27 protein-coding genes and 5 pseudogenes are annotated in these 25,658 nt (G+C 63.9%); 19 read left to right on the plus strand and 13 right to left on the minus strand.

The window, feature by feature from the left end:
* Positions 1-112: 112 nt before the first annotated feature.
* A complete protein-coding gene (locus ABIA96_RS35020; protein ID WP_354141474.1) occupies positions 113-631 on the minus strand; it encodes a DUF6101 family protein in 519 nt (172 codons plus the stop codon).
* 280 nt (positions 632-911) lie between these two features.
* Between ABIA96_RS35020 and ABIA96_RS35025 the strand changes: the two genes are divergently transcribed.
* The 7 genes from ABIA96_RS35025 (at position 912) to ABIA96_RS35055 (ending at position 6,944) form a co-directional block, all read left to right on the plus strand.
* Positions 912-2,315 carry a TldD/PmbA family protein gene (locus ABIA96_RS35025; RefSeq protein ID WP_354141475.1) on the plus strand — a complete coding sequence of 468 codons (1,404 nt, stop codon included), beginning with the start codon at positions 912-914 and terminating at the stop codon, positions 2,313-2,315.
* Entirely contained in the window at positions 2,302-3,114 is an 813-nt protein-coding gene (locus tag ABIA96_RS35030; protein WP_354141476.1) for an inositol monophosphatase family protein, read from the plus strand. Before ABIA96_RS35025 ends, ABIA96_RS35030 begins: the two co-directional genes overlap by 14 nt.
* 59 nt (positions 3,115-3,173) lie before the next feature.
* Complete coding sequence (locus ABIA96_RS35035; RefSeq protein WP_354141477.1) at positions 3,174-3,416, plus strand: DUF4170 domain-containing protein; 243 nt, start codon at positions 3,174-3,176, stop codon at positions 3,414-3,416.
* Complete coding sequence (locus ABIA96_RS35040; RefSeq protein ID WP_354141478.1) at positions 3,413-4,126, plus strand: lysophospholipid acyltransferase family protein; 714 nt, start codon at positions 3,413-3,415, stop codon at positions 4,124-4,126. The genes ABIA96_RS35035 and ABIA96_RS35040 overlap by 4 nt, the downstream gene beginning before the upstream one ends.
* Positions 4,089-5,447 carry a 3-deoxy-D-manno-octulosonic acid transferase gene (locus tag ABIA96_RS35045; protein WP_354141479.1) on the plus strand — a complete coding sequence of 453 codons (1,359 nt, stop codon included), beginning with the start codon at positions 4,089-4,091 and terminating at the stop codon, positions 5,445-5,447. The genes ABIA96_RS35040 and ABIA96_RS35045 overlap by 38 nt, the downstream gene beginning before the upstream one ends.
* A complete protein-coding gene (gene lpxK, locus ABIA96_RS35050) occupies positions 5,440-6,456 on the plus strand; it encodes a tetraacyldisaccharide 4'-kinase (RefSeq protein WP_354141480.1) in 1,017 nt (338 codons plus the stop codon). Before ABIA96_RS35045 ends, lpxK begins: the two co-directional genes overlap by 8 nt.
* Before the next feature lie 83 nt (positions 6,457-6,539).
* Positions 6,540-6,944: a hypothetical protein gene (locus tag ABIA96_RS35055; RefSeq protein WP_502918883.1), complete on the plus strand. Its 405-nt coding sequence runs from the start codon at positions 6,540-6,542 to the stop codon at positions 6,942-6,944.
* A gap of 145 nt (positions 6,945-7,089) precedes the next feature.
* Here the strand turns inward: ABIA96_RS35055 and ABIA96_RS35060 are convergent, their stop codons facing one another.
* Positions 7,090-7,311, minus strand: coding sequence for a DUF2093 domain-containing protein (locus ABIA96_RS35060; protein ID WP_354141481.1), 222 nt, complete (start codon positions 7,309-7,311; stop codon positions 7,090-7,092).
* Between the two features lie 182 nt (positions 7,312-7,493).
* Here ABIA96_RS35060 and ABIA96_RS35065 point away from each other — a divergent pair, with 182 nt between their 5' ends.
* Together ABIA96_RS35065 and ABIA96_RS35070 are read left to right on the plus strand one after the other, a co-directional pair.
* The gene (locus ABIA96_RS35065; RefSeq protein ID WP_354141482.1) at positions 7,494-8,282 is read left to right on the plus strand and encodes a dienelactone hydrolase family protein; all 789 of its coding nucleotides are present in this window, start codon (positions 7,494-7,496) and stop codon (positions 8,280-8,282) included.
* Positions 8,283-8,488: 206 nt separating this feature from the next.
* Positions 8,489-8,638 (plus strand): hypothetical protein, encoded by a 150-nt coding sequence (locus ABIA96_RS35070; RefSeq protein ID WP_354141483.1) that lies wholly within the window; start codon positions 8,489-8,491, stop codon positions 8,636-8,638.
* Between the two features lie 181 nt (positions 8,639-8,819).
* Here ABIA96_RS35070 and xseA read toward each other — a convergent pair whose 3' ends face one another.
* Positions 8,820-10,442 (minus strand): exodeoxyribonuclease VII large subunit, encoded by a 1,623-nt coding sequence (gene xseA, locus ABIA96_RS35075; RefSeq protein ID WP_354141498.1) that lies wholly within the window; start codon positions 10,440-10,442, stop codon positions 8,820-8,822.
* 137 nt (positions 10,443-10,579) lie between these two features.
* Here xseA and ABIA96_RS35080 point away from each other — a divergent pair, with 137 nt between their 5' ends.
* From ABIA96_RS35080 to ABIA96_RS35095, 4 genes are all read left to right on the plus strand, one after another.
* Complete coding sequence (locus ABIA96_RS35080; RefSeq protein ID WP_354141484.1) at positions 10,580-11,584, plus strand: alpha/beta hydrolase; 1,005 nt, start codon at positions 10,580-10,582, stop codon at positions 11,582-11,584.
* Between the two features lie 262 nt (positions 11,585-11,846).
* A complete protein-coding gene (locus tag ABIA96_RS35085; RefSeq protein WP_354141485.1) occupies positions 11,847-12,437 on the plus strand; it encodes an inner membrane-spanning protein YciB in 591 nt (196 codons plus the stop codon).
* Between the two features lie 275 nt (positions 12,438-12,712).
* Complete coding sequence (locus ABIA96_RS35090) at positions 12,713-13,267, plus strand: hypothetical protein (RefSeq protein WP_354141486.1); 555 nt, start codon at positions 12,713-12,715, stop codon at positions 13,265-13,267.
* 271 nt (positions 13,268-13,538) lie between these two features.
* Positions 13,539-13,841 (plus strand): winged helix-turn-helix domain-containing protein, encoded by a 303-nt coding sequence (locus tag ABIA96_RS35095; RefSeq protein ID WP_354141487.1) that lies wholly within the window; start codon positions 13,539-13,541, stop codon positions 13,839-13,841.
* A gap of 5 nt (positions 13,842-13,846) precedes the next feature.
* Here ABIA96_RS35095 and ABIA96_RS35100 read toward each other — a convergent pair.
* From ABIA96_RS35100 to ABIA96_RS35120, 5 genes and pseudogenes are all read right to left on the minus strand, one after another.
* Positions 13,847-13,974: pseudogene (locus tag ABIA96_RS35100) on the minus strand (SDR family oxidoreductase); the annotation flags it as partial.
* Positions 13,975-14,074: 100 nt separating this feature from the next.
* Positions 14,075-14,887: an SDR family NAD(P)-dependent oxidoreductase gene (locus tag ABIA96_RS35105; RefSeq protein ID WP_354141488.1), complete on the minus strand. Its 813-nt coding sequence runs from the start codon at positions 14,885-14,887 to the stop codon at positions 14,075-14,077.
* 83 nt (positions 14,888-14,970) lie between these two features.
* The gene (locus ABIA96_RS35110; protein WP_354141489.1) at positions 14,971-15,468 is read right to left on the minus strand and encodes an SRPBCC domain-containing protein; all 498 of its coding nucleotides are present in this window, start codon (positions 15,466-15,468) and stop codon (positions 14,971-14,973) included.
* 50 nt (positions 15,469-15,518) lie between these two features.
* Positions 15,519-15,671 (minus strand): annotated as a pseudogene (locus ABIA96_RS35115) (NAD(P)-binding domain-containing protein); the annotation flags it as partial.
* 54 nt (positions 15,672-15,725) lie between these two features.
* Entirely contained in the window at positions 15,726-16,223 is a 498-nt protein-coding gene (locus ABIA96_RS35120) for an SRPBCC domain-containing protein (RefSeq protein WP_354141490.1), read from the minus strand.
* A 387-nt stretch (positions 16,224-16,610) separates the two neighbouring features.
* On the opposite strand from ABIA96_RS35120, the pseudogene ABIA96_RS35125 reads away from it, so the two are divergent.
* A pseudogene (locus tag ABIA96_RS35125) lies at positions 16,611-16,892 on the plus strand (transcriptional regulator); the annotation flags it as partial.
* Between the two features lie 71 nt (positions 16,893-16,963).
* Here ABIA96_RS35125 and ABIA96_RS35130 read toward each other — a convergent pair.
* Positions 16,964-17,371 (minus strand): annotated as a pseudogene (locus ABIA96_RS35130) (REP-associated tyrosine transposase); the annotation flags it as partial.
* A 78-nt stretch (positions 17,372-17,449) separates the two neighbouring features.
* Here ABIA96_RS35130 and ABIA96_RS35135 point away from each other — a divergent pair.
* Positions 17,450-17,548 (plus strand): annotated as a pseudogene (locus ABIA96_RS35135) (transcriptional regulator); the annotation flags it as partial.
* A 72-nt stretch (positions 17,549-17,620) separates the two neighbouring features.
* On the opposite strand, the gene ABIA96_RS35140 reads toward ABIA96_RS35135, so the two are convergent.
* The 3 genes from ABIA96_RS35140 to ABIA96_RS35150 are packed head-to-tail and all read right to left on the minus strand — an operon-like array spanning position 17,621 to position 20,117.
* The gene (locus ABIA96_RS35140) at positions 17,621-18,094 is read right to left on the minus strand and encodes a hypothetical protein (RefSeq protein ID WP_354141492.1); all 474 of its coding nucleotides are present in this window, start codon (positions 18,092-18,094) and stop codon (positions 17,621-17,623) included.
* Between the two features lie 24 nt (positions 18,095-18,118).
* Complete coding sequence (locus ABIA96_RS35145) at positions 18,119-19,105, minus strand: DUF262 domain-containing protein (protein WP_354141493.1); 987 nt, start codon at positions 19,103-19,105, stop codon at positions 18,119-18,121.
* Complete coding sequence (locus ABIA96_RS35150; RefSeq protein WP_354141501.1) at positions 19,089-20,117, minus strand: hypothetical protein; 1,029 nt, start codon at positions 20,115-20,117, stop codon at positions 19,089-19,091. Before ABIA96_RS35150 ends, ABIA96_RS35145 begins: the two co-directional genes overlap by 17 nt.
* Between ABIA96_RS35150 and purD the strand changes: the two genes are divergently transcribed.
* Both purD and ABIA96_RS35160 read left to right on the plus strand, forming a co-directional pair.
* Positions 20,019-21,248 (plus strand): phosphoribosylamine--glycine ligase, encoded by a 1,230-nt coding sequence (gene purD / locus ABIA96_RS35155; protein ID WP_354141499.1) that lies wholly within the window; start codon positions 20,019-20,021, stop codon positions 21,246-21,248. The two genes, ABIA96_RS35150 and purD, sit on opposite strands and share 99 nt — an antisense overlap.
* A gap of 154 nt (positions 21,249-21,402) precedes the next feature.
* On the plus strand, positions 21,403-22,308 hold the full coding sequence (locus ABIA96_RS35160; RefSeq protein ID WP_354141494.1) for an alpha/beta fold hydrolase: 906 nt from the start codon (positions 21,403-21,405) through the stop codon (positions 22,306-22,308).
* On the opposite strand, the gene ABIA96_RS35165 is transcribed toward ABIA96_RS35160, so the two are convergent.
* Positions 22,305-22,763: a nucleoside deaminase gene (locus ABIA96_RS35165; RefSeq protein ID WP_354141500.1), complete on the minus strand. Its 459-nt coding sequence runs from the start codon at positions 22,761-22,763 to the stop codon at positions 22,305-22,307. The two genes, ABIA96_RS35160 and ABIA96_RS35165, sit on opposite strands and share 4 nt — an antisense overlap.
* Positions 22,764-22,882: 119 nt before the next feature.
* On the opposite strand from ABIA96_RS35165, the gene ABIA96_RS35170 reads away from it, so the two are divergent.
* Positions 22,883-24,994: a pseudouridine synthase gene (locus ABIA96_RS35170; RefSeq protein ID WP_354141495.1), complete on the plus strand. Its 2,112-nt coding sequence runs from the start codon at positions 22,883-22,885 to the stop codon at positions 24,992-24,994.
* Position 24,995: 1 nt separating this feature from the next.
* Positions 24,996-25,550: a 16S rRNA (guanine(966)-N(2))-methyltransferase RsmD gene (rsmD, locus tag ABIA96_RS35175; RefSeq protein ID WP_354141496.1), complete on the plus strand. Its 555-nt coding sequence runs from the start codon at positions 24,996-24,998 to the stop codon at positions 25,548-25,550.
* Positions 25,551-25,658 lie beyond the last annotated feature (108 nt).

The following is a 25,658-nucleotide window of genomic DNA, read 5'->3' on the forward strand; positions in this document are numbered from 1 at the left end:
TCTCGGTCGATGCTTGCATCAGACGCTCCGTGGGTTCGAGTGTGGAAACCCAAACCTAACGGATAGGGCCCGCTCACCGCCCCATGGAATCTACGGCACCTGTGCTTGCCGCCTAGTTCCTTGCAACGATCTCGCGTTCTTCGCGATGGACCGGCAGCTCGCGCGTCATGGCGGTGCGCCGGCGCATCAGGAATTTCGGACGGCGGGCGCGGATCGCGTTGGCGCGGCGGCGGCGCGGCGCCGGCTTGCGGGCACCTTCGTCGAGCTGCGGCAGCGCAAAGATCTCGCTCCAGATCGCCCAGGCCTCGGCGAGATCGTCGCCATCGGCGCTGACCAGCAGCGGAACGGAGAGTGAGGGATCGCGATGCACCAGGACGAGGGTCTGCGCCTCGTCATTGCCGCGCAGCGCGACGCCGGTGAAGTCGCTGACGCGCACGTTGATCGCCATCTGCATGCCGCGGACGGCACGACGCAGCACGACACGTTCGCGATGAAGCTCGATTTGCCTTGTGTAGCCGTCGGCGCGCGGATCATGCGCATCGAAGCGGACCGGAAGGGAAAGAGGGTCGAGCCGCAGCGAGCGGCTCGACCCGGCGGGGTTGGCCCCGCATGTTGCTGTTTGACGCCTCACGGCTTTAGTTCTCCCCGCCAGGATTATGTTCCCGGTCGATGCGAGGACCTTAGCGCGGGCCTTTCCGAAACCGCTTAAAAAGGCTGGTTAATCCGGCGTCACCGCCCACCATGATTGACAAGACCTTGGCGCGGATGATTGACGAGACGTTGCACAGGTCTCGCGAATCTGAGCTTTTGCCGGGCTGAAAACGCTTGAAGTCCGCACCATTAGGGCACATCTGGTGTTCAGGGCCCCTATCGCCCCGAAACCTCCCGCGCGCCCCAACAGGATTTCGTTTGTGAACCCTTCACCAAGCTCGACGCTTTCGACCCATAATTCGTCGCGGGCCAAGTCCGATCTGTTTGATCAGTCCGCGCTGTCTGATCTTGCGCAGCGTCTGGTCGAGGCGGCGAAGCGCGCCGGCGCGGATGCGGCCGATGCGGTCGCGGTGCGCGGCATCGCGCAAGGGGTCGAGGTGCGCGACGGCCGCGTCGAGGAATCCGAGCGGTCCGAGGGCGACGATGTCGGCCTGCGCGTTCTGGTCGGTCAGCGCCAGGCCGTGGTCTCGACCAATGACGCGAGCGGCGATGCCGTCACCAAGTTGGCCGAGCGCGCAGTCGCGATGGCCAGGGTCGCTCCTTCAGACAAATATGTCGGCCTCGCCGATCCCGCGCTGCTTGCGCGCGATTTCCCCGATCTCGATCTGCTCGATCCCGATGTGCCCGCAACGGCCGAGCTCGAGCGCCGCGCGCTCGAAGCCGAAGCCGCCGCGCTTGCCGTGAAGGGCGTGTCGAAATCCGGCGGCGCTTCGGCCTCCGCCGGCATGGGCGGCATGGTGCTCGTCACCTCTACCGGCTTTCACGGCTCCTATCTGCGCTCCAGCCAGGGCATCTCCGCGACCGCGATCGTCGGCGAAGGCACCGGCATGGAGCGCGACTACGACTTCACCGCGGCGCCGCATGGCGCCGATCTGTTGTCGCCGGAAGTTGTCGGTCGCTCCGCCGGCGAGCGCACCGTGGCGCGCTACAATCCGCGCAAGGTCGAGACCTGCAAGGTGCCCGTCGTGTTCGATCCGCGCGTCGCGGGCTCGCTGGTCGGCCATGTCGTCGGCGCCATCAACGGTGCCTCGATCGCGCGCAAGACCAGCTTCCTGAAGGACAAGCTCGGCCAGCAGCTGTTCGCGAAAAACATCCGCATCATCGACGATCCCCTGCGCAAGCGCGGACTGCGCTCGCAGACCTTCGACGCCGAGGGCGTCGCGGTGAAGAAGACCGCGCTGATCGACGAAGGCGTGCTGACGACCTGGCTGCTTGATTGCGCGACCGCGCGCGAACTCGGCCTCACCACCACCGGCCACGCCCATCGCGGCGTCTCGTCCTCGCCGTCGCCCGGACCGTACAATCTGCATCTCGAACCCGGCATACCGACGCCGGCCGAGCTGATCGCTGACATCAAGCAGGGCTTTTACGTCACCGATCTGATCGGCTCGGGCGTGAACGGCGTCACCGGTGATTACAGCCGCGGCGCTTCCGGCTTCTGGATCGAGAATGGCGAGCTGACCTATGCGGTGAGCGAGGTGACGATCGCCGGGCATCTGTTCGAGATCTTCAAGTCGATGCAGCCCGCGAACAATCTCGAGTTCCGCTACGGCATCAATTCGCCGACGGTGCGCATCGAGGGATTGACGCTTGGCGGACGCTGACAGTCTCGACGTAAATATTCTGACACGCGACGCGGCACTGCTGCAAGACACGGTGCGGGAGGCAGGCAGCCTCGCGCAGTCGATGTTCCGCACCGACCTGAAGAAGTGGACCAAGGGCGCGTCCTCGCCGGTCTCGGAAGCCGACATCGCCGTCAATGACCTGTTGGAAGCACGGCTGCGCGGCGCCACGCCGGACTATGGCTGGCTGTCGGAGGAGAGCGCCGACGACGCGACCCGGCTGTCGCGGCGGCTGACCTGGATCGTCGATCCCATCGACGGCACCCGCAACTATCTCAATGGCCATGACGAATGGTGCGTCAGCGTCGCGCTGGTCGAGGATGCATCGCCGGTGCTGGCCGCGGTGTTCGCGCCGACTTGCGGCGAGTTCTTTTTCGCCGCCCGCGGCCAGGGCACGCTGCTCAACGGGAGGCCGGTGCGGGCGACGCCCGGGACCACGCTCGACTTCGCCCGGGTCGCCGGCCCGAAGCCGATGGTCGAGCGGCTCAATACAAGCGGCGGCGAGATCAAGCTGCACCCGCGAATCGGTTCGCTCGCGCTCCGCCTGTGCCGGGTCGCCAATGGCGGGCTGGATGCGGCTTTCGCGGGCGGCAATAGTCATGATTGGGACCTTGCGGCGGCCGATTTGATCGTGCAGGAAGCGGATGGTAGGATGAGCGACCTCTCCGGAGATCCCATCCTTTATAATCGTCGGGAAGTGACGCACGGGGTGCTGGTGGCAGCGGGGCGCGATCGTCATGCGAGCATTGTCGCGCATTTTCGAAACCGTCCCTTGCCCTGAGCGCTGTCGTCGTGCTTGTCGAACACTGCTTTGCCGGGCAGCTCTTAGGAACAGAACCCATGTCAGATAGTGCCCCGCAACAACTGCTTCATCTCGTCATTGGCGGTGAGCTGCTCGATCTCGAGCACAACACCTTCAAGAATCTCGACGACGTCGAAATCGTCGGCCTCTATCCGAACTATGCGGCGGCGCACGTCGCCTGGCGCGCCAAGGCGCAGAGCACGGTCGACAACGCGCAGATGCGCTATTTCATCGTCCATCTCCACCGGCTGCTCGACCCGAATCAAGAACCGGCGCGTTGAAAAAACTGCTTCGCAATACGCTGCGAAGCAGCTGGTTTCAGCGTGCCGTCGGGGTCCTGGCGGCCGAATATCTGCGTCTGGTCTGGCGGACCAACACGTTCACGTTCGATCCGCCCGGCGTCTACGACATCGTCGAGCCGCAGATTCCGGCGATCTTCGCGTTCTGGCATGGCCAGCATTTCCTCACCCCGTTCATCAAGAACAAGGAGTCCTACCGCGCCAAGGTCCTGATCTCCCGGCATCGCGACGGCGAGTTCAACGCCATCGCGGTGGAGCGGCTCGGCATCGGTCTCATCCGCGGGTCCGGCGATCATGGCAGCGCTTTCCACCGGAAAGGTGGCGTCGGCGCCTTCAAGGAGATGGTGCGGACGCTGCAAGACGGTTGTAATGTCGCCCTGACCGCCGATGTCCCCAAGCGCGCGCGCGTGGCCGGGCTCGGCATCATCATGCTGGCACGGGAATCGGGGCGGCCGATCATGCCTTTCGCAATGGCGACCAGCCGCTTCATCCGGCTCAAGAACTGGGACCGCACCACTATCAACCTGCCGTTCGGGCGGGGCGCTCTGGTCGGCATCAAGGAAATCCACGTGCCGCCGGATGCCGATGCCGCCACCATGGAAGCGCTGCGGCAGGAGCTGGAAGACACCCTGAACGAAGCCACCCGCCGCGCCTATGCGCAGCTCGGCCGCCCGGGACCTGCAGATGGCTAATTCGCTGCCCCATGCGCTGCCCAAGTCCCTGCCGATGACGCTGCGGATGTATCGGCGCCTGGCGACCAGCCTGGTGCCGCTCGCGCCTGCGCTGATCAAGCGGCGGCTGAAGCAGGGCAAGGAAGACCCGGAACGCGTCGGCGAGCGGCGGGGGCTCAGCCAGGACGTCCGGCCGCATGGCCCGCTGGTCTGGATCCACGGCGCCAGCGTCGGCGAGGTGCTGGCCGCGGCGGCGCTGATCGAGCGGCTGCGCGACCTCAATTTGCGCATCCTGCTCACCTCGGGCACGGTCACCTCGGCTGCCGTCGTGGCAAAGCGCTTTCCACCCGACGTCATCCATCAATACGTGCCGTATGATTCCCCGCGCTACGTCGCGCGCTTCCTCGATCACTGGAAGCCGTCGCTGGCGCTGTTCATCGAATCCGACCTGTGGCCGAACCTGATTCTGGCGGGCGCCGCGCGCCGGGTGCCGATGGTGCTGATCAACGGGCGGATGTCGCCGCGCTCGTTCCCGCGCTGGCGCCGGATGCACGGCACGATCTCGGCGCTGCTGTCGCGCTTCGACATCTGCCTTGCGCAGTCGAAGACCGACGCCGAACGTTTCTCCGCGCTGGGCGGCCGCGACGTCGTCACCACGGGCAATCTCAAGCTCGACGTGCCGGCGCCGCCGGCCGATCCCGCAAAACTCGAACGGCTGATGGCGATGACGCGCGGGCGGCCGATCATCGTCGCGGCCTCGACCCATCCGGGCGAGGACGAGATGCTGGTCGCCGCGCATCGCAACCTCGTGGGCTTCTTCCCGCAGCTTCTGACGGTGATCGTGCCGCGTCATCCGGATCGCGGCTCCTCGATATCGGGCATGATCACGGCGTCAGGGCTGAAGCCGGCCTTGCGCTCGCGCGAAGAGCTGCCGACGGCCACCACCGACGTTTATGTCGCCGACACCATGGGCGAGCTCGGCCTGTTCTACCGCCTCTCGCCGATCGTGTTCATGGGCGGATCGCTGATCCGCCATGGCGGGCAGAATCCGATCGAAGCGATCAAGCTCGGTGCGGCCATCGTCCATGGTCCGCACGTCTTCAACTTCGCCGATGTCTATGAGGCGCTCGATGGCCGCGGCGGGGCGCGCCAGGCCGACACCCAGGAGGCGCTGGTCAAGCAGCTCGGTCTGTTGCTGGCCGAGCCGACCGTGCGTGACAAGCTGCAGCGCGCAGGCTCAAGCGTGGTCGAAGAGCTCGGCGGCGCGCTCGATCGCACCATGACGGCGCTCGAGCCGTACCTGATGCAGTTGCGGATCGAGATGGGAGCCGCCAATGCGTGAGCCGGCCTTCTGGTACCGGCCGCGTTCCCCGAAGTCGTATCTCCTCAGCCCGTTGGGCGCGCTCTATGGCGCCATCACCGCGCGCCGCATGGCGCGCCAGGGATTTGACGCCGGCATCCCCGTGCTCTGCGTCGGCAACTATCATGTCGGCGGCGCCGGCAAGACGCCGACGGTGCTGGCCCTGACGAAACTGTTGCGCGAGCTCGGCGAGACGCCCGTCGTGCTCAGCCGCGGCTATGGCGGACGCTTGCACGGCCCGGTGATGGTCGATCGCGAACGTCACACCGCGGCCGACATCGGTGACGAGCCGCTGATGATGGTGCGCGACGTGCCCGTCGCCGTCGCGCGCGACCGCCTCGACGGCGTCGCGTTGGCGAAGTCGCAAGGCGCCACCGTGATCCTGATGGACGACGGCTTCCAGAACCCGCATCTGTTGAAGGACGCCTCGCTGATCGTGATCGACAGCGAGCGGGGCCTCGGCAACGGCAAGGTGTTTCCGGCAGGTCCGCTGCGTGCGCCGCTGAAGGCGCAACTTGCGCGCACCGACGCGCTGGTGCTGATCGGCGACGGCCATGCCGCGGATCATGTCGCGGCCGAGATTTCCGCGCGCGACAAGCCGGTGCTGCGCGCGCGGCTGAAGCCGGACGCGGTCGCGGTCGCGCAGCTCTTTGGCAAGCAGGTGTTCGCTTTTGCCGGCATCGGCGACCCCGAGCGATTCTTCCGCAGCTTGCGCGCCGGCGGCATCGAGGTCGCCCGCACGCGTCCCTTCGCCGACCACCACATGTTCTCGCAGCCCGAGCTCTTGGCGCTTGCAGCCGACGCCCAGCGCGAGCAGCTCGTCCTGGTGACGACGGAGAAAGACCTCGCGCGCCTGCGTGGCCGTGAAGATGTGCCCGATGGCATCGTGCCGTTCGCGGTCCAGCTCGAGTTCGGCGATCCGGCCAAGCTCAAGCAATTGATCAGCGATCATCTCTACAAAGCGCGCGAGCGGCGCTTCAGCACGCAATGATCTCGTAGCAGGCGACGGTCTCGTAGGGTGGGCAAAGGCGCATAGCGCCATGCCCACGATCTGTTCGCGTTCGGAGACAGGTGGTGGGCACGCTTGCGCTTTGCCCACCCTACGGCACCGCCATTCAGGCGACATTCATCGCAAACCTCTATCGATCATATGCGATCCTGGAGAATGCGATGAAACTTCCCTTCACGGCCCTGGCCGCCAGCCTTGTGTGTCTGATGGTTGCGCCGGTGTTTGCACAGACGACGCCGGCTCCCGCTGCTCCAGGCGCCGCGGTGCCGGTTCCTGCGACCAGGCGCGTGACGTGTCTCAGCTCGACGCAAAATCTGAAGGGGCAGGACAAGCGCGACCAGATGCAGCTCTGCATGGCGCAGGCGCGGCTCGATTGCCTGAAGCAGGCGATCGATCAGAAGGTCGTCGGCGAAGCGCGGAAGAGTGCGATCAAGACCTGCGTGGGCGCGGATGGCCCCGAGCAGCAATAGCGCGATGATGCCACGAACTCGGTCTCGTAGAGTGGGCAAAGCGGAGCGTGCCCACGCTGTTTCTCATGATCATGCAGAGATCGTGGGCACGGCGCTTTGCGCCTTTGCCCACCCTACGAGAGTTGCGAGAGTCGAAGGATCACGATCACGGCTTCGGCGCGTTGGGGAAATGCCGCTGCAGCACGGCGCCGGGCGTGGCGTAGGCCTCTTGCAGATCCACGCTCCAGTACTTCAACTCATCGAGCGGAATCCGCGTGTCGGTGATGGCGCAGCGCACGAAGGTCCCCGGCGAGATCACGCGGAAATCGCCGTCGAGATATTGCACTTGCGCTTCGCCATGGCCCGAGGGGCCGAACTTGTTCAGCACGGTCGAAAGTCTCCGTGGAAGGGCTCTCCCTGGAAAACCCTGGAGGGCACGATGTGTTGGACTGGATGTAGCATAAATAGGGTGGCTTGTCCGCCCGTTAAACCCACCGGTTTGTGATGTTTTGCCGCCGTTACCGCATGATAGTGCTTGAGGCCGTGCGGCACCTCCTGCGACGGAATCCGATGCGCCTTCGACTGACCGCCCTGTTCCCAATGCTCTTGATGTCGGCCGCGCATGCCGCGCCGGCGCCTGCGCAGGTCGATATTCCACTGTCGTCCGGCGTTCTGCATGCGCAGCTGTTCAAGCCCGAGGGCGAGGGGCCGTTCCCGACCGTGATCGCGCTGCACGGTTGTGGCGGCCTCGGTGGTCATTCCGATCCAGTGCTGCCGCGCTATCGCGACTGGGCCGAGCGCCTGCTGAAAGCCGGTAATGCCGTGCTGCTGCCCGACAGCTACGGCTCGCGCGAACTCGGGCCGCAATGCGGCGTCAAGGAGATGCACGTCAAGGCGCGGCGCGAGCGCGTTACCGACATCGCGGCATCGCGCGCCTGGCTGATGAAGCAGAGCTGGGTGGCGCGCAACCGCGTCAGCCTGATCGGCTGGGCCAACGGCGCCAGCGCGCTGCTCTGGGCGGTGCGTCCGCAGAGCGCGGCGCGTGGAGCGGGACCGGATTTCCGCGCCGCGATCGCATTCTATCCGGATTGCCGGATCTCCGCCGGTCTCGGCTGGAGCACGCGGGTGCCGACACTGGTGCTGATCGGCGCCGATGACGACGTCTCGTCGCCGCCGGCCTGCCGCCAGATGGTGGACGGCGCGCACGGCCGCAGCGCGCTCGCGCGCATCGTGGTCTATCCCGGCGCCGATCACGATTTCGACCGCGCCAACACGCCGCTGCACGCGGCGGCCGCCAGCACCGATGTCGGGGCGCGCGCAGAATCGCAGAAGGAAGTCGCGGAGTGGTTGGCGCGGTAGAGGCGACGAGCGGGCCTGCCGCGCCGTAGCTCGGTAGAGCGAAGGCGGGGCCGCCCGAGGAACAGCGTGAGACGGACAGCCCGCATCGACCACCGCCCTGCACGGACTAATATGGCCGACCGGAAAACTACGGATCGCGCCTCAAGCCGGTTTCAGCGGATGTCGGCGCCTTAGTTCGACCATGATGTCGGCTGAACGCATCTCTCATGCGCAACCGCATCGTCATCTTCTCGTCGGCACTGGCCGTCTTCACCGTGGTGATCTTCCTGTTCGAAGCCCACGCCGGAGCGCCCCAGCCCACGCCGGAACATTGCGGCTTCTGGACCACGATCGACGCGGGATTGTCCTGCCGGTAGGCGGACTAATCTATCACCGTCACCCTGAGGTGCTCGCCTCTTCGGCGAGCCTCGAAGGGCGACGGCCCGGCTGCATCTCGGCTGTTCATCCTTCGAGGCTCACCTTGCGATGCGTTGCATCGCAAGCCTCGCACCTCAGGATGACGGGCTGGGCGCTGCGAGAGCAGAGGCGCGCTCCCCCTCAGAACAACGTGCCCTGATCCACCGGCTTGCCCACGCGCTTCGGCGCGGGCTTCGCGTCCTGCGCCGCCGCCTTCGGCTGGGCCGGCGCGCGCTTGGCCACAGGCTCTGGCCGATCCGCGTCCGCGGTTGCGCCTACACGTCCATCCGCAAACTCGATCTCGACGCGTGCGCCGGGTCCGACGCTGTCTGCCGAATGCAGCGGATGCCCGGCTTCGTCGCGCACCAGCGCGAAGCCGCGGGCGAGCACGCCGCGATAGGACAGCGCGGAGAGCAGCTTGCCGCTGTTCTCGACGCGGGCATCGAACCGCTGCAGCAGCGTGACGAGCGCGCGGTTGGCGCGTTCGGCGAGGCGATGCGTGCGCTCGCGCTGGCGGGCAATCGCATTGCGCTGCGCCTGCGCGTTGGAGAGTTTTGAAGCGCGCAACCGCACCTCAAGCCCGGCGAAGCGATCGCGCCGCCGCCGAAGCAGCGAGCGCGCGGACAGGCCGAGCCGTTCGCCGCACACGGTGAGCCGGTGCCCGGCCTGCGAGATCTGGCCGTGAAGCACCCGCAGGGTCAGCTTTGCACTGGCCGCGGTAAACCTGCGGAAATGCGCATGCGTGTTGGCCTTCAATCCGCGGGGCAGGGCGCTGCCTGCCGAATCCAGCCGCTGCCGCGGGATCGCGAGCAGATCGCCGGCCGCCGGCAGCGCGCGCGCGGCGGCACGCAATTCGCTGCGGCGGCTTTCGTGGGCACGCTGCCAATAGGCGCGGGTGCGCCGCGCGAGATCGGCGACCTCGACAAAGAGATCGCTGCGCACCGGCACCGCCATTTCGGCGGCCGCCGTCGGCGTCGGCGCGCGCTTGTCGGCGACGAAATCGATCAGCGTAATATCGGTCTCGTGGCCGACCGCCGAGATCAGCGGGATCATGCTCTCGGCGGCTGCGCGGACCACGATCTCCTCGTTGAACGACCAGAGATCCTCCAGCGAACCACCGCCGCGCGCGACGATGAGCACGTCGGGCCGTGGAATCTTGCCGCCCGGGGCAATCGCGTTGAAGCCGCGGATCGCGGCTGCGACCTGTTCGGCCGAGCCTTCGCCCTGAACCTTCACCGGCCACACCAGCACGTGGCGAGGGAAGCGATCCTCGAGCCGGTGCAGGATGTCGCGGATCACGGCGCCGGTCGGCGAGGTCACGACGCCGATCACCTCCGGCAGCCAGGGCAGCAACTGCTTGCGCGCTTCGTCGAACAGGCCTTCGGCTGCGAGCTTCTTCTTGCGCTCTTCCATCAGCGCCATCAGCGCGCCGATGCCGGCCGGCTCCAGCGCCTCGATCACGATCTGATACTTGGAGGAGCCCGGATAGGTCGTGAGCTTGCCGGTGGCGATGACCTCGAGCCCCTCCTGGGGCTTGAAGCGCATGCGGCCGTGCACGCCCTTCCAGATCACCGCCTCGATCTTGGCGCTCTCGTCCTTGAGCGCGAAATAGCAATGGCCGGAGGAGTGGGCGCCGCGGAACCCGGAGATCTCGCCGCGGACCCGGACATGGCCATAGGTGTCCTCCACCGTCCGCTTCAGGGACTGCGAGAGCTCGGACACGGTGAATTCGGGCGCGTTGTTCAGTTGTTCCGCAGGCGGCATCGGCAAACGATTCGGCATTTTGGGGTCTGACCCGACGTTAAGGATTTTCGCAGGGCGGCGCCAATCCCGGATTTGATCGCAAGAGTACTCTGTATTATAGAGTTCTCTATATATGATCCAGTCAGGGAGTTTAGGCGATGCAGTTGCTGCGAGGCACCTTGAGCCTGCTGAAATGGGGTCTGTGCGCGGTGGGCGCCGTGGCGCTGATTGTCCTGGCCTTGATCGCGACGCCGCTGCAGCGGCCGGCGGAGCTGCATTCGGTCTCCGACTCCCGCAAGGGCGTCGACATGACGACCCTGCCGGCGCTGGAGCGATTCCAGGCCCGTGACGGCACCTGGCTCGGCTATCGCCATTACGCGGCAAGCGGCGCCGACACCGGCCGCGGTGCGATCTTCATCCACGGCTCGTCCGGCTCCTCCGGCACGGTCAACCATGCGCTCTCGGGCGCGATCGCGGCGCACGGCGTCGAGACTTGGGCGCTCGACACGCGCGGCCACGGGGCTTCGGGCACGCGCGGCGACATCGGCTATGTCGGCCAGCTCGAGGACGACCTCGTCGATTTCGTCGCCCATGTCCGCAAGAGCGCGCCGGATCTGCCGCTCACTTTGGTCGGCCATTCCGCCGGCGGCGGTTTCTCGCTGCGCGTCGCCGCGACGCCGATCATCCAGGATCTGTTCGTCCGCACCGTGCTGGTCGCGCCCTATCTCGGCTATGACGCACCGACCAACAAGCCGCATTCCGGCGGCTGGGCCAATGCCGACATTCCGCGCTTCCTCGGGCTCGCAGCCTTGCGCAAGCTCGGCATCGACTGCTGCGCGCAACTGCCGGTGCTCGCCTTCGCGGTGCCCGCGAATTCGGAACGGATTTTGACGGCGACCTATTCCGACCGCCTGATGCGCAATTTCGCCACGCATGGCTATCGCCTCGATCTCGCCTCGGTGACGCATCCGATGACGATCTTCGGCGGCGCCGAGGACGAGATGATGATCTCCGACAAATACGCCGAGACCGTGCAGGCCATCAAACCCTCCGTCGACGTCAAGCTGATCGAGGGCGTCAACCACATGGGCATGGTCACCAATCCGAAGGCGGTGAATGCGATCGCCGAGGACGTGGCGACCAGAGGGGCGGGGCAGTCATGATGCGGCTCGTTGCTGGCAGGGCCATCGCATACAAACGTAGCGAGGAGCTCGCCCGCAGCCATCCTTCGAGACGCCCGCCTTCGGCGGGCCCTCATCATGAGGGCAGAGTATGCAGAAGCAGTTTCACGAGCGCTGCTACCACGAAGCCTCATCCTGAGGAGACCGCGAAGCGGTCGTCTCGAAGGACGAGGCGCTTGCTCAGGCCCATCCAAAACATCAGACGCGATTGCCCTGCCGTTGCTGACAAGCCGTGGAGACGTCCATGAAAAACCTGTTCCAGGCTGCAAAATTGCTGCTGCTCGACATGGCGGCGACGCTGCTCTTTCTCGCGCTCTATCTGCTGACCCATAACGTCACCCTCTCGGTCGTGCTCGGCATGGCGCTGGGCGTCGCCCAGATCGGCTGGCAAGTCGCGCGCCGCAAGCCGATCGACACCATGCAATGGATGAGCCTGTTTCTGGTGCTCGGCGCCGGCACCGTCACGCTGCTCACCAACGATCCGCGCTTCGTGATGATCAAGCCGAGCGTGATCTACGTCATCGTCGGAATCGTGATGCTGAAGCGCGGATGGATGAATCGCTATCTACCGCCGATCGCGATCGAGTTGGTGCCTGACATCGCCATCATCGTCGGCTACGCCTGGTCGGGCTTGATGTTCTTTTCGGCGGCGCTGAACGTGATCGTCGCTCTCAATGTCGACGTCGCGACCTGGTCGGTAGTCATGTCGATCTATGGCATCGTCAGCAAGGCCGCGATGTTCCTGATCGGTTACGCATTCATGCGCACCATCGGTGCTGCGCGCCGCAGGCGGGCCGTCGAGCGCCTGCACGATTCCGCGATGATGCCGGGTTGAGGGAGGCAATCGCATATGAGCAAAACGTGGTTGGAAACTCGTTCGCGGCCATCCTTCGAGACGCCCGCCGTTGGCGGGCCCTCAGGATGAGGACCGAATGCGCGGCAGCTCATCAGAGGCCAAGCTGCCGCTTAGCCTCATCCGGAGGAGACCGCCACCGGGTCCGCGCAAAGCGCGGCCCGATGACAGGCTCCGCGGTCGTCTCGAAGGACGAGGCGTGCGTTCAGGTTTCACCGAGAGTCATATGCGATAGCCCTGGGACTGAGAGGGACGACATGATCGACAGCAAGCAGGCAGCCGAGGCGCTGGCCGATATCGACGATATCGTCCAGCGCGTGCGGCAGTCGCGCATCTATGATCTTGCCAGCCAGATGATGATCCTATGGGGCGTGCTGGTGTTCGCTGCCAACATCGCGACCTGGCTGTGGCCGCACGGAGCCTATTACGACTGGCTCGCGGTCTACGTCCTCGGCATCGCCGGCTCGTTTGCGATCAGCGCTTCGAACCAGGCCTCGACGGGCGTTCGCAGCTTCGACATGCGCGTGCTGCTCGCCTTCCTGATGTTCGTCGCCTTCGGCTTCCTCTGCGCCCACGTGCTCGGCCACTTCACGCCGCGCCAGCAAGGCGCGTTCTGGACCATCTATGTCATGCTGTTCTATGCGCTGGCAGGCCTGTGGTTCGGCACTGCCTTCGTCGTCATCGCGCTAGGGATCACCGCACTGACGCTGATCGGCTATTTCTTCGTCACCGGCGATGCCTTCCTGCCGTGGATGGCCGTCGTCAATGGCGGCGGCCCGATCGTCGGTGGCCTCTGGATGCGACGGAGCTAAAACATGATGAGACTAGGTTCAAGTGCTACCACGAAGGAGGTGCGCTCCCTCCCCCGCTTGCGGGGGAGGCACCGACGGCCTTCGGCCGCCGTCCTTAGAGCAGACGCCGATGCGCAGCATCGGCTATGGGAGAGGGTGTCTCCGCAATCGAGAACCTCCCAGAGGAGAGAACCCTCACCCGGCGCATTGCGCCGACCTCTCCCGCAAGCGGGAGAGGTGCACCAAGCCCGCGGCCCGTTGATCCAACTCAATCCCATTCCGCATTAGCGCCATGGCCGAGTTCGACGACATCATCCACCAGCCGCTGCGGCTCAAGATCATGGCCGCGCTGAATTCGCTGCCGGTAACCGCCGCGGGTCTCGAATTTTCCCGCCTCAAGAAGCTCACCGGCGCCACCGACGGCAATCTCGGTGCGCATATCGAGACGTTGGCGAAGGCGGGCTACGTCTCGGTGGAGAAGGCTTTCGTTGGCAAGAAGCCGCAGACAACGGTGACCGCGACGGGGGCAGGCCGAGGTGCGTTTGCGCGGCATGTGGCGACGTTGCAGGAGATCATTTCGGGGAAGCAGGGGTAGGCCCATCACGCGTACGGAAACATGCCGCCGTCCATGCGTAAATTGGCGCCTGTAATGCAATTCGCTGAAGGACTGGCGAGAAAAGCAACAACGTCCGCGATCTCATCCAACCACCGACGCGCCCGACCGGGATCCGCTCAACGAGAGCGTCGACTCCTCGTCACGGATGCGGACGAAGGAGGTCTTGTCCACGCCGACGACGTCGATTTCGGGCATTGGATCGCAATCCATTGCTACGCAACGTAACGGACCACACCACCATCAACACGGAGAGCCGCACCGGTTGTCGCCGAAGCCTGCTCCGAGCATGCGTAGATGATCATGCTGGCTACCTCATCCGTGGTCGCGAAACGGCGAATAAGGGTGGTCGGACGCAGCGCCTTCAGGAAGCCTTGTTCAGCCTCCTCCTGTGTGATGCCATTCGCCTCGGCCTGCTTCGCCATGAAGTCGCCCAGGATCTCCGACCGCGTGGGTCCCGGCAGGACAGCGTTGACGGTGACGCCCGTGCCCGAGACCGCCTCGGCAAGCCCGCGCGAGACGGCGAGTTGCGCGGTCTTGGTCATGCCGTAGTCCAGCATCTCCTTGGGGATGTTCACAGCGGACTCGCTGCTGACAAACACGACGCGGCCCCAGCCTTTCCCCACCATGCGCGGGAGATAATGACGTGTCATGCGCACGCCGCTCATGACGTTCAACTGGAACAGGCCAAGCCAGTCTTCGTCAGAAATCTTCGCAATGTCTTCGATGCCGTTATAGCTCCGAATGTGAGCCGTACCCACGTTGTTCACAAGGATATCGGCGTCCGGCACCTGCGCGATAAAGGCCTCGACACCCTCCGCGGTCGCCAGGTCTGCGGCAACGCCGGTGACTTCGCTGCCGGGGACGGCCTTCTGAATTTGCTGTATGGCCTCGTCGACCCGGGCATTCCCACGGCCACTAATGACGACCGCCGCCCCGGCACGAGCCAAACCCTCTGCGGTGGCGCGGCCGATGCCTGCCGTTGACCCGGTGACGATCGCCTTTTTGCCTTTGAGATCAATATTCATGTCATTCGTCTCCAATCTTGGCCAGCGTGGCCATCTCTTTGCTCAATGCGTTGATGTCTAGCCGGGGAAAGGGCGTCCCGGGATCAGCCTGTCCTGACGGTTGCTTCCGCCGCGCGGGCGAGGCGTTCAACCCACTCCTGGTGATAGCGGTAGAGCGCTCCGGGATGCTTTCGTCCAAGCTCCTCCATGAACCACGGGCCCTGCTGCGTCTCCTCGGTCAGCACGTGGCAGCCATCATCAGTGGGAGTGATGACCCAGCCGTGATACGCGCTAGAGCCGGTTTCATCGCCATCGACTGTCGTCGCCCAGGCAAGTCGGCGAAAGGGCTCGCACTCGGTAACGACTAAGCTCATCGGGAATCCAACCGTCACCCGGCTGTATTTGGCGCCGCGCGCGAGTTCCCTTTCACCGCTGAGGATTTTTACCTGATCTTCAGGAGGGAAATAGCTCCACCAGTTCTCGGCATCGACCAGCAGCCGCCATACCGCTTCGGCGGGTGCCTTCACATCAATGTCGTTGAGGGCATAGATGGCTGACGTTGCGGGATCGTACTTCTCGGGCCAAATTACATGATCGTACATCGATCACTGCTCCTTCTTGAACAGATCCTGGAAGATCAACTGCGTCCGACCTTGGCGACTATCGTGGGTCCAATCGCCCGAGCCTGCGGCGCCAATGCCTCGGGCGGCCGGCGGCTCGCGACGCTCACCTCGATGTTTTTGCGGGCGAAGGCGTGGGCGAGGGCCTGGCCCACCGCACCGAATCCTGCAATCGCATGGCTCATAATGCTTCTCCGATCTGTGTTGATGTTGATTGCCCGGCCTCCAACGGCGCGGGCTTATTTCGTGGGGGATCCGCTCCGCTGAGTGGCAACCTTCGCGAGATCTTCCAGAAGCTTTTGATGCGTGCGCCAGAACACGTCGGGAGCTTGCTTGGCCAACTCAATCCAAAGCGGCCCCTGCATCGTTTCTTCGGTCCAGAGGTGAGTCCCCTCGGACACCGGCGTGATGATCCAGGCGTGATAGGCTTTCGATTCCAGCGATGATTTGGGGCCACCGCCCCAAGCGATGCGTGTCATCGGCTCGAATTCCTGAACTGACGCGTAGACGTCTTGTCCAGCCAAGTTAGTCTGGAACCGTGTGCCAAGCTGAAGTGAGGCGTGCCCGTCGAGCAATTCCACGTGCTCAACGCCCGGGTAGAAGCTGGGCCACGCAGTATGGTCCACAAGCAGGGACCAGATCGTTTCAACGGATGCTGCGACGATCAACTCATTTGTGAAATGGATCGGGGACCGACTGGGAGTCATGTCTTCCGGCCATTTGATTGCTTCGTACATTTCAATATTCCCGTTCTTGATCGTCGACGTAGGCGCGATGAACGGTCAGCCGCGCTCTCGCTCACCGTTCGTTCGCTTCAGCCCGCCTCTTCGCGCGGGCCAACGCCTCGTCCGGGAGTTAACTAGGAATGGCTCGGCCAAATAGGATTCCAGAATCCTCGACATCGGTTGTGCATTTACGCACCACTTGACTGGGAATTTCGTGCACTGTCGCCGCAATTGGGCTGTAGTTCGGCACTGCCTTCGTCGTCATCGCGCCAGGGATTATCGCATTGACGCTGGTCGGCTATTTCTTCGTCACCGGCGATGCCTTCCTGCCGTGGATGGCCGTCGTCAACGGCGGCGGCCTGATCGTCGGCGGCCTCTGGATGCGACGGAGCTAGCGCCATGGCCGAGCTCGACGATATCATCCACCAGCCGCTGCGCCTCAAGATCATGGCCGCGCTGAATTCGCTGCCGGCCACCGCTGCTGGACTTGAATTCTCCCGCCTCAAGAAGCTCACCGACGGCAATCTCGGCGCGCACATCGAGACCCTGGCCAAAGCCGGCTACGTCTCGGTAGAGAAGGCGTTTGTCGGCAAGAAGCCGCAAGCGACCGTGACCGCGACTGCGGCCGGCCGCGGCGCGTTTGCGCGGCATGTGGCGACGTTGCAGGAGATCATTGCGGGGGGCAGGGGTAGGGGCCGTCGGCAAGACTGGACAGTAGGATGGGTTGAGCCCTTGCGAAACCCATCGCTCCTCTATCCCCGTTCACCGTAGTCGCGGCCGTCATCCGACTGATCGCCGGCCCAATCGGCCGGGTAATTGCCAAGCTTTACGTGGCGATGAAACGAGGACGGGACCCAGTCACGTACTCGGTCGACGAGCCCGTGCTTGACTGGGGTGATATGAACATAGTCCACATGTCGCGCGAAATCGACTTTGTCGCGAATGGTATGCTCCCAATATCTGCGTTGCCAGATGCCCCGTTCACCTCTGGCCGAGCGGCTTCGGGATATCCTCTCGTCGCGCGGCAGACCGCGCGAAAAGGTGGATTTGATCAACTGCCAGCGCATTGCAAAACCGGCATCGCCTTCTGGTAACGTCCACACAGTGTGAAGGTGGTCAGGCAGCACCACGATGGCATCGATCGTGAATGGATGGCGCTGGGATTACGGTGACAGTGCACTAAACGGTGGCAACTGATGTCTTTGGCTTTGGAATTTAGTGCACTGTCACCGTAATTCAAGCCGCAGACGACCGTGACAGCCACGGCGGCTGGTCGCGGCGCCTTTGCGCGGCATGTTGCGACGCTGCAGGAGATCATTGCGGGGAAGCAGGTCTAGCGACGGTGGTGCCGATTGCTGCGCCCTCTCCCCTTACGGGTCCCACAAGGGGAGAATATGCAAGTTGCGGCCTCATGCGTCCCTTGTAAATCCGGCGAACACCCAGCCGATACACCAGAAGGCCAGATAGGCCACGACCGCGAGCCCGCCGGTGATTACGAGCCCCCACCCGAGGATGGAACTGGCTTCGCTTGACAGAAACATCGGCGCCGGCGCGTCCGCCATGGCGATTACATCATTGAGCGACTGGTACGAAAGACTCCATCCCGAACAACCACCGACGCTGTAGTCGAGGTCGCTGCTGTAGTCGTATTTCTTTTTGAAGGTCCAACCAGCGCGCGCGAGGCGCGTTACGCACATGGCGTCTTCGTGTTTGCGAACATCGGAATTGTATCGATCGACACCAACAAAGATTGTGATTGCAATCCCGGTCAACAGTGTCAGCACGGCAACGACCGCGCCGATCCGGGTGAAGCCTCGAATGAAGCGCGCACCACCGGTCAACGGTGCGTCAGACTTCACGCGATAAGGTTTCAGCTCACCCATTGACGTTAAATGCCTGAATTCAGTCTAAAGGCAGTATTTTCGGAAGAACTCAGCGCGAACAACACGGGCCTGCCGACCATGGGTCGCTTGGTACATGTAGGAGTAGTACCGGTAAAATTCCGAATTTGTGTCGTTACGGTTGGCCATGACGTTCACTTCAAGCGCTAGAAGCATCGCTCGAAGTTCTTTCGGCAGGTTTCCGATGTGCGTCGCAATCTCGACGACCAAAGTGAAGAAATTTGACTTTCTAAACCACATCGATTCCCAAGGCAGCTCCAAATCTTTGACGATAGCGAAAGTCTTAATGAGCAGTGCAATCATGTGATCACGGTTCGGATATTCATCGTTGAACGCCGCGACCTTTGGTTCAACCTCCCGATCTTGCGCAAAATAACCTCCGTTTTCCAATGTGGACATTACGAGCAAGATGAAGTGTAAGTCGGCCATTCGAGTGAACTCGGACTCTCTCAGCACACCGTACTGTTCGAGATTGATGTTTTCGAGTACGTACTTAGCCGCCTGAATGAATTGGCCGTCATAGACCGCGTTGTGAATTTCAATGTCGTCCAACTTGAATTTGGTCAGATTGATGCGCCGGAAAATCTCTCTCGTGGTTTCTTCGTCGACCTTCCCTAAATCGCGCATCACGATTTGATAGCTCGCAAAATCTTTCTTCTGATCGATGGTCAAATCATCGTATGTCGGAACCTTCAGCAACGGATGCTCATGCTTTCCTTCGATGTAGTTGCGGATCGTGGTTAGCCGTTGCTGCCCATCAATTACGAGGCGTGTTGTGCGAAGCTTTTGCACGTCGACATCGCCCTCGCACACGTAGATTTCCGGGAACGGAAGGCCGCTCAAAATGGTGTCAATGAAGGCCTCTTGGTGTTCATGAGTCCAAACGAACTTCCTCTGAAAGTCGGGCTGCAGAACCAGCTTACTTTGGTCTATCTCCTGATAAACGTCGGCGATTGTTGGATTCGTGACGCTAGGCTTAATTTGCCGCGGCATTCAGTGCTCCTACTTGCAGAGACGATTTCAGGGCTCGTAGACCGCAGACAGTGTAGCGCTCCAAATGCGAGTAGCTCTTGAAGGCGCCCGCAGTGACTTTGAAGTTTCCGACCTCGCTTTTCCCGTGCGAGATCGAATCGAAGAAGTCGAACCAGTCTCTCTTCAAGTCGCGCCCGCGAAATGACGTCGGCAGCAGGTCAGGGCGCATCCATCCGATGGCGCCGTATTCGAGAAACCGGTGATAGTCCGACAGCTCCCGACTGGATACAGCTTTTCGATTTTCCCGCAGTTGCATCTGGTAGTCGTGGATAAATGACATAATCCGCTCGTACAGTGCGCTCGAAATGAGCGCCACATCGATGTCGGAGTCGTAATCGAAGACTTTGCTCTTGTGCGGGCTGAAGCCGAGTTTCGCCGAGCCAGTAATGAAAACCTCGTGGAAGCTGATGTCGAACTTCTGAGCTATCCGCTTGCGGAAGTGATAGTAGCGGCCCTCATCGCCGGCAAAGACCTTCGGCGTGCCGTGCAGGCTGCACCTGCGGCAAAGGTCAAGCAGCGCGTCGTCACCATCAGTAGCAGCGAGTTCCTTCAGGAACTCTTCCACAGTATCACCCCGCCCCGGTCCTGCAGCACCATAATCGCGATACCACGATTTCGCGGTTTCGCAACGGACCTCGGCCACCTGTGGTAGAAAAATCTGAACGCAAAGTTGGAGATTCCCGGTATTGACTTTCCGCAAGGGGAATGAAGCGGAGCTCGCCACGCCCCAGGCTGACGGGGAGGGTGGGCGTTTCCCCTTGAGACCCGCCCCGATTCGTGCGACCTCCGCCCCAGCAAAACCCCTCATTTCGAGCGTTCGATGCACATTCTCCTGCTTGGTTCCGGCGGCCGCGAACATGCCCTGGCGTGGAAAATCGCGGCCTCTCCCCTGGTGACCAAACTCTGGTGCGCGCCCGGCAATGCCGGTATCGCGCGCGAGGCGGAGTGCGTGGCGCTCGATGTCGCCGACCATGCCGCCGTGATCGCCTTCTGCAAGACCAATGCGGTCGAGCTCGTGGTGGTCGGCCCGGAGACGCCGCTGGCGGCCGGCATCGTCGATGATCTCACCGCCGCCGGCATCAAGGCGTTCGGGCCGAACAAGATCCCCGCCCAGCTCGAAAGCTCCAAGGGTTTCACCAAGGCGCTCTGCACTGAATTCGGCATTCCGACCGGCGCCTACAAGCGATTCACCAATGCCCAGGACGCGCGCGACTACGTCAACAGCCAGGGCGCGCCGATCGTCGTGAAGGCCGACGGGCTTGCCGCCGGTAAGGGCGTCGTCGTCGCAAAAACCGTGCGCGAGGCCGAGGACGCCATCGCCATGATGTTCGAGGGCGCGTTTGGCGAAGCCGGCGCTGAGGTGGTGATCGAGGAGTTTCTGCCGGGCCGCGAGATCAGCTTCTTCGCGCTCTGCGACGGCGAGACCGCCATTCCGCTGGCCTCCGCCCAGGACCACAAGCGCGTGTTCGACCACGACGTCGGCCCGAACACCGGCGGCATGGGCGCCTATTCGCCGACGCCGCTGGTGACGCCTGCGATCCACGACGCGATCATGGCGAAAATCATTCTGCCGACGGTCGCCGGCATGAAAAAGCGCGGCACGCCGTTCCGCGGCATTCTCTATGCGGGGATCATGCTGACGACGCAGGGCCCAAAGCTGTTCGAGTTCAACGTCCGCTTCGGCGATCCCGAGTGCCAGGTGCTGATGCTGCGCATGATGTCGGACATCGTGCCGGCGTTCCTCGCTGCCTGCGATGGGCAGCTCAGGAATTTCGACCTGCGCTGGTATCCGGAATCCGCGCTCACGGTGGTGATGGCGGCGAAGGGCTATCCCGGCGACTATCAGAAGGGCACGCGGATCGAAGGGCTCGACGACGCGGCCAAGGTCGAGACGGTCGAGATCTTCCACGCCGGTACGGTCGCGAAGGACGGCGCCATCCTCGCCAATGGCGGCCGCGTGCTCAATGTCTGCGCGCTCGGGGCTGATGTGACCGAAGCGCAAGGCCGCGCCTATCAGGCCGTCGACCGCATCAACTGGCCGGAGGGCTTCTGCCGCCGCGACATCGGCTGGCAGGCGGTGGAGGCCGAGAAGGCCCGGGGCTGACAGGGTTTTTGCCGCCCGGCGCGCAGGAACAGGCGTTGCCCGTCGCCACTCCAGAAATATGCAGGCAGGGCTTGAACTTAGCTACTGTGCATGGGGTTGTTTTCGACCTTCATGTCGAGGCGCTCTCGCGACTGACCAGATAAGGATGCAGAAGATGTCCGATCTCGCCGACCTCTATCCCGGCTTCGCCTCCGAATGGATCAACACCTCGTTCGGCCGCATCTTCGCCCGCGTCGGCGGCAAGGGGCCGCCGCTGCTGCTGCTGCACGGCTTCTCCGAGACGCATGTGATGTGGCACCGCGTCGCGCCGCAGCTGGCCGACCGGTTCACGCTGATCATCGCCGACCTTCCGGGCTATGGCTGGTCCGACATGCCCGAGAGCGACGCGCTGCACATGCCCTACAGCAAGCGCGCGATGGCCAAGGCCATGGTGGAGGTGATGGAGCAGCTCGGCCACGTCCACTTCGCGCTCGCCGGCCATGATCGCGGCGGCCGCGTGTCGTATCGTTTGGCGCTTGATCATCCCGGCCGGCTGTCGAAGCTCGCGGTGCTCGATATCCTGCCGACCCTGGATTACTGGGAGCGGATGAACCGCGCCTATGCGCTGAAGATCTATCACTGGACGTTTCTCGCCCAGCCCGCGCCGCTGCCGGAGACGCTGATCGCGGGCCAGGGCGAATTCTTCCTGCGCTTCAAGATGGCGAGCCAGACCAAGTCGAAGACGCTGGACGCGATCGACACGCGCGCGCTCGCGCACTACATCGCCCCGTTCCGCGATCCCGCCCGCGTGCATGCGATGTGCGAGGATTACCGCGCCGGCGCCACTATCGACTACGACCTCGACAAGGCCGATTTCGAGTCCGGCAAGAAGATCACCGTTCCCATGCTGGCGCTGTGGGGTGGCGTCGGCATCGCCCAGGCCGCAGCGACGCCGCTCGACATCTGGAAGCAGTGGGCGACCAATGTCGAGGGACAGCCGGTGGATTCCGGCCACTTCCTCACGGAGGAGAACCCCGAAATCACCGCGAAGGCGATGCGTGCGTTTTTCGCACGCGGTTAACGCCGCTCGCGAAAGAACTCCTTGAGCAGCCGCGCCGACTCGCTTTCTCCGACCCCGGAATAGACGTCCGGCGCGTGGTGGCAGGTGGGCGATGCAAAGAACCGGACGCCGGATTCGACCGCGCCGCCCTTGGGGTCGGCCGCGCCGTAATAGAGCCTGCGGACCCTTGCAAAGGAGATCGCGCCCGCACACATGGTGCAGGGCTCCAGCGTCACGTAGAGGTCGCAGTCGACCAGGCGCTCGCTGCCGATCTTTTTCGCCGCCTCGCGCAGCGCAATGATCTCGGCATGGCCCGTAGGGTCATAGTCGGTCAGCGTCCGGTTGGCGGCGGTGGCGATGACCTCGTAATTGCGCACCACCACGCATCCGATAGGGACCTCGCCCGCTTTTCCGGCGTTTTCGGCCGTTTTGAGCGCCAAATCCATGAAAGAGGGGGCTTTCAAGCCTCGTATCATCCGAAGAAACCTGCTAGTAGCTGCGCCTTCAGCAGAAGTGCTTACTGATTTTGCCTGAGCATGCGGCTCGGAACGAGCGCGCACAATGCTTTCCGGCCACCCCCTGAGTGAGATTATTCATGCCTCGCGACAGCGACAAAGACAACGATTCCCGCGGCCGGCGAGATCGCGGCCCGCCCAAGGGTCGTTCCGGCAAACCGCGTGGGCCTGAGAAGAAGTTTGCCAAGCGCGGCCCGGGCGGCAAGAGCGACGATCGTCCGCCCCGCGGTGACCGTGACAGCCGTCCGGTCCGCCGCCGCGAAGAGGGTGATGCACCGCGCCGTGATTTCAGCGACAAGCCCCGGTTCAAGCGCGATGACCGCCCGCGCGAGGATCGCGGCGACCGGCCGTTCAAGCCCCGCGGCGATCGTCCGAACTCCGATCGCGGCGAGCGCAGCTTCAAGCCCCGCGGCGACCGTCCCTTCAAGCCGCGTGAAGACCGTCCGTTTTCCGATCGCTCCTCGCGCGATGGCGACAAGCGCCCGTTCAAGCCGCGTGGTGATCGTCCGTCCTTTGGCCGCGACGACCGTCCGCCGCGCAGCCGGGATCGCGACGACTCGCGTCCGGCGGGCCGCTTCGGCGACAAGAAGTTCGGCGAGAAACGGCCCTACGCGCCGCGTGGCGATCGCCCGGAGCGAAAATTCGACGGCGAGCGAAAGTTCTCGCGAGGTGCGCCGGATCGCGATCGTGGCGAGCGCAGCGATTCAAAGCCGTGGCAGAAGCGCGACGCGGGTCCCCGCGGCGATCGGCCGCCGCGCAAGGACTTTAGCAAAGGTCCGCGCAAGGATTTTGGCGACCGCGATCGCGGCGCGGACAAACCCTGGCAGAAGCGCGAGGGCGGCGACGACCGTCCGCGCTTCTCGCGCTCACGCGACGATCGCGCATCAGGTGATCGTCCTTTCCGCGATCGTCCCAAGTTCGATCGCCCGCGTGAGGATCGTCCAAAATTCGATCGGCCCCGTCGTGACGGCGATGGCGAACGCGGCGGGCGCGGTGGTGACCGCCCGAAATTTGATCGTCCGCGCGAGCGGTCCGAGGGCCGCTCGGACTGGCACGAACATCCGCGCAGTGAAGGTCGTTTCGGTGACCGTCCGCGACGTGAAAACGAGGATGACAGCAGGATCTTCGAGAAGCGTCCCGCCTTCGGAGGCCGCGGCGCCTATCGCGCGCGCGAGCGGGATTTCGAGGGACGGCCGCGTCGGGACGAGGCACCCAAGCCGAAGAAGACCGGCGAGCGCATCGCAAAGGCGCTCGCGCGTGCAGGCCTCGCCTCGCGCCGCGATGCCGAGGAGATGGTCACGCAAGGGCGCGTCACCGTCAACGGCCGCGTGATCAACTCGCCGGCGCTCGACATCACGCAAAACGATGTCGTCACTGTCGACGGCAAGCCGTTGCCGGAGCGCGAGCGCACGCGGCTGTTCCTCTACCACAAGCCGCGCGGGTTGATGACGACGCACGACGACCCCGAGGGGCGTCCGACCGTGTTCGACAATCTGCCGGAAGGCCTGCCGCGGCTGATCAGCGTCGGCCGGCTCGACTTCAACACCGAAGGCCTGCTGCTGCTGACCAATGACGGTGGCCTCGCACGCACGCTCGAACTGCCCGATACTGGCTGGCTGCGCCGCTACCGCGTCCGCGCCCATGGTGACGTCACCCAGGCGCAACTCGACCAGCTGAAGGCAGGCATCGAGGTCGAGGGCGTGAAGTACGGTCCGATCGAAGCGACGCTGGAGCGCGACCAGGGCGCCAATGTCTGGCTGGTGTTCGCGATCCGCGAAGGCAAGAACCGCGAGGTGCGCAATGTCTGCGCCCATCTCGGGCTCGAGGTGAACCGGTTGATCCGCGTCTCCTACGGTCCGTTCCAACTCGGCGAGGTCCCCGAGGGTCAGGTCGAGGAGATCCGCGCGCGCGTGTTGCGTGAGCAGCTCGGCGACAAGGTGATCGACAAGTCTGGTGCGCAGTTCGACGTGCCGCAGAAATCGTCGTCGAGCGAGGGCGATGCGTCCGGCGAGAAGAAGGCGTCCAAGCGCGACGTGATCGCCGACCGCAAGGGCCGCCGCGTGCTGGTGCAGCGCACGGGTAGCGACGAAGCTCGCGAGCGCAACGAGGATCAGGCCAACGGTTACGGCCCGCCGCGCCGTCCCAAGCGCGGCTATCACGGCAAGCGCGATCTGACGCCGCGGGACGAATAGGATGCGCGTGGTTGGCGGTCGCTTGAAGGGGCGCAATCTCGCCTCACCGTCTTCGCGCGACATCCGTCCCACGGCGGACCGCTTGCGCGAGTCCGTCTTCAACATTCTCGTGCACGCCTATGACGATCCGATCGACGATGCGCGCGTGCTCGATCTTTTCGCCGGCACCGGCGCGCTTGGGATCGAGGCGTCCTCGCGCGGCGCGAAGTTCACGCTGTTCGTGGACAACGGCGCGGAGGCGCGTGCGCTGCTCCGAAACAACGTCGAGTCGCTCGGCCTCGGCGGTGTCACCAAGGTCTATCGCCGCGACGCGACTGATCTCGGCCCCGCGCATCCCGTCGAGCCGTTCTCGCTGGTATTTCTCGATCCACCTTATAATCAAGGCTTTGCCGAAAAGGCACTTGCGAGCCTTCGCGACGGCGACTGGCTGACGCCGGGCGCGCTGCTGGTGGTGGAAGAGGCGAAGGCCGCCCAGTTCGCGACGCCGGAAGGTTTTGAGGAATTGGAGCGGCGGGCTTATGACGACACGGAGTTTGTGTTCCTGAGAAAGCTATAGCCGACGAGCGAAGCTCTCGTAGATTCCATGGGGCGGTGAGCGGGCCCTATCCGTTAGGTTTGGGTTTCCACACTCGAACCCACGGAGCGTCTGATGCAAGCATCGACC

Source organism: Bradyrhizobium sp. LB11.1 (assembly GCF_040549385.1).
Lineage (GTDB): Bacteria > Pseudomonadota > Alphaproteobacteria > Rhizobiales > Xanthobacteraceae > Bradyrhizobium.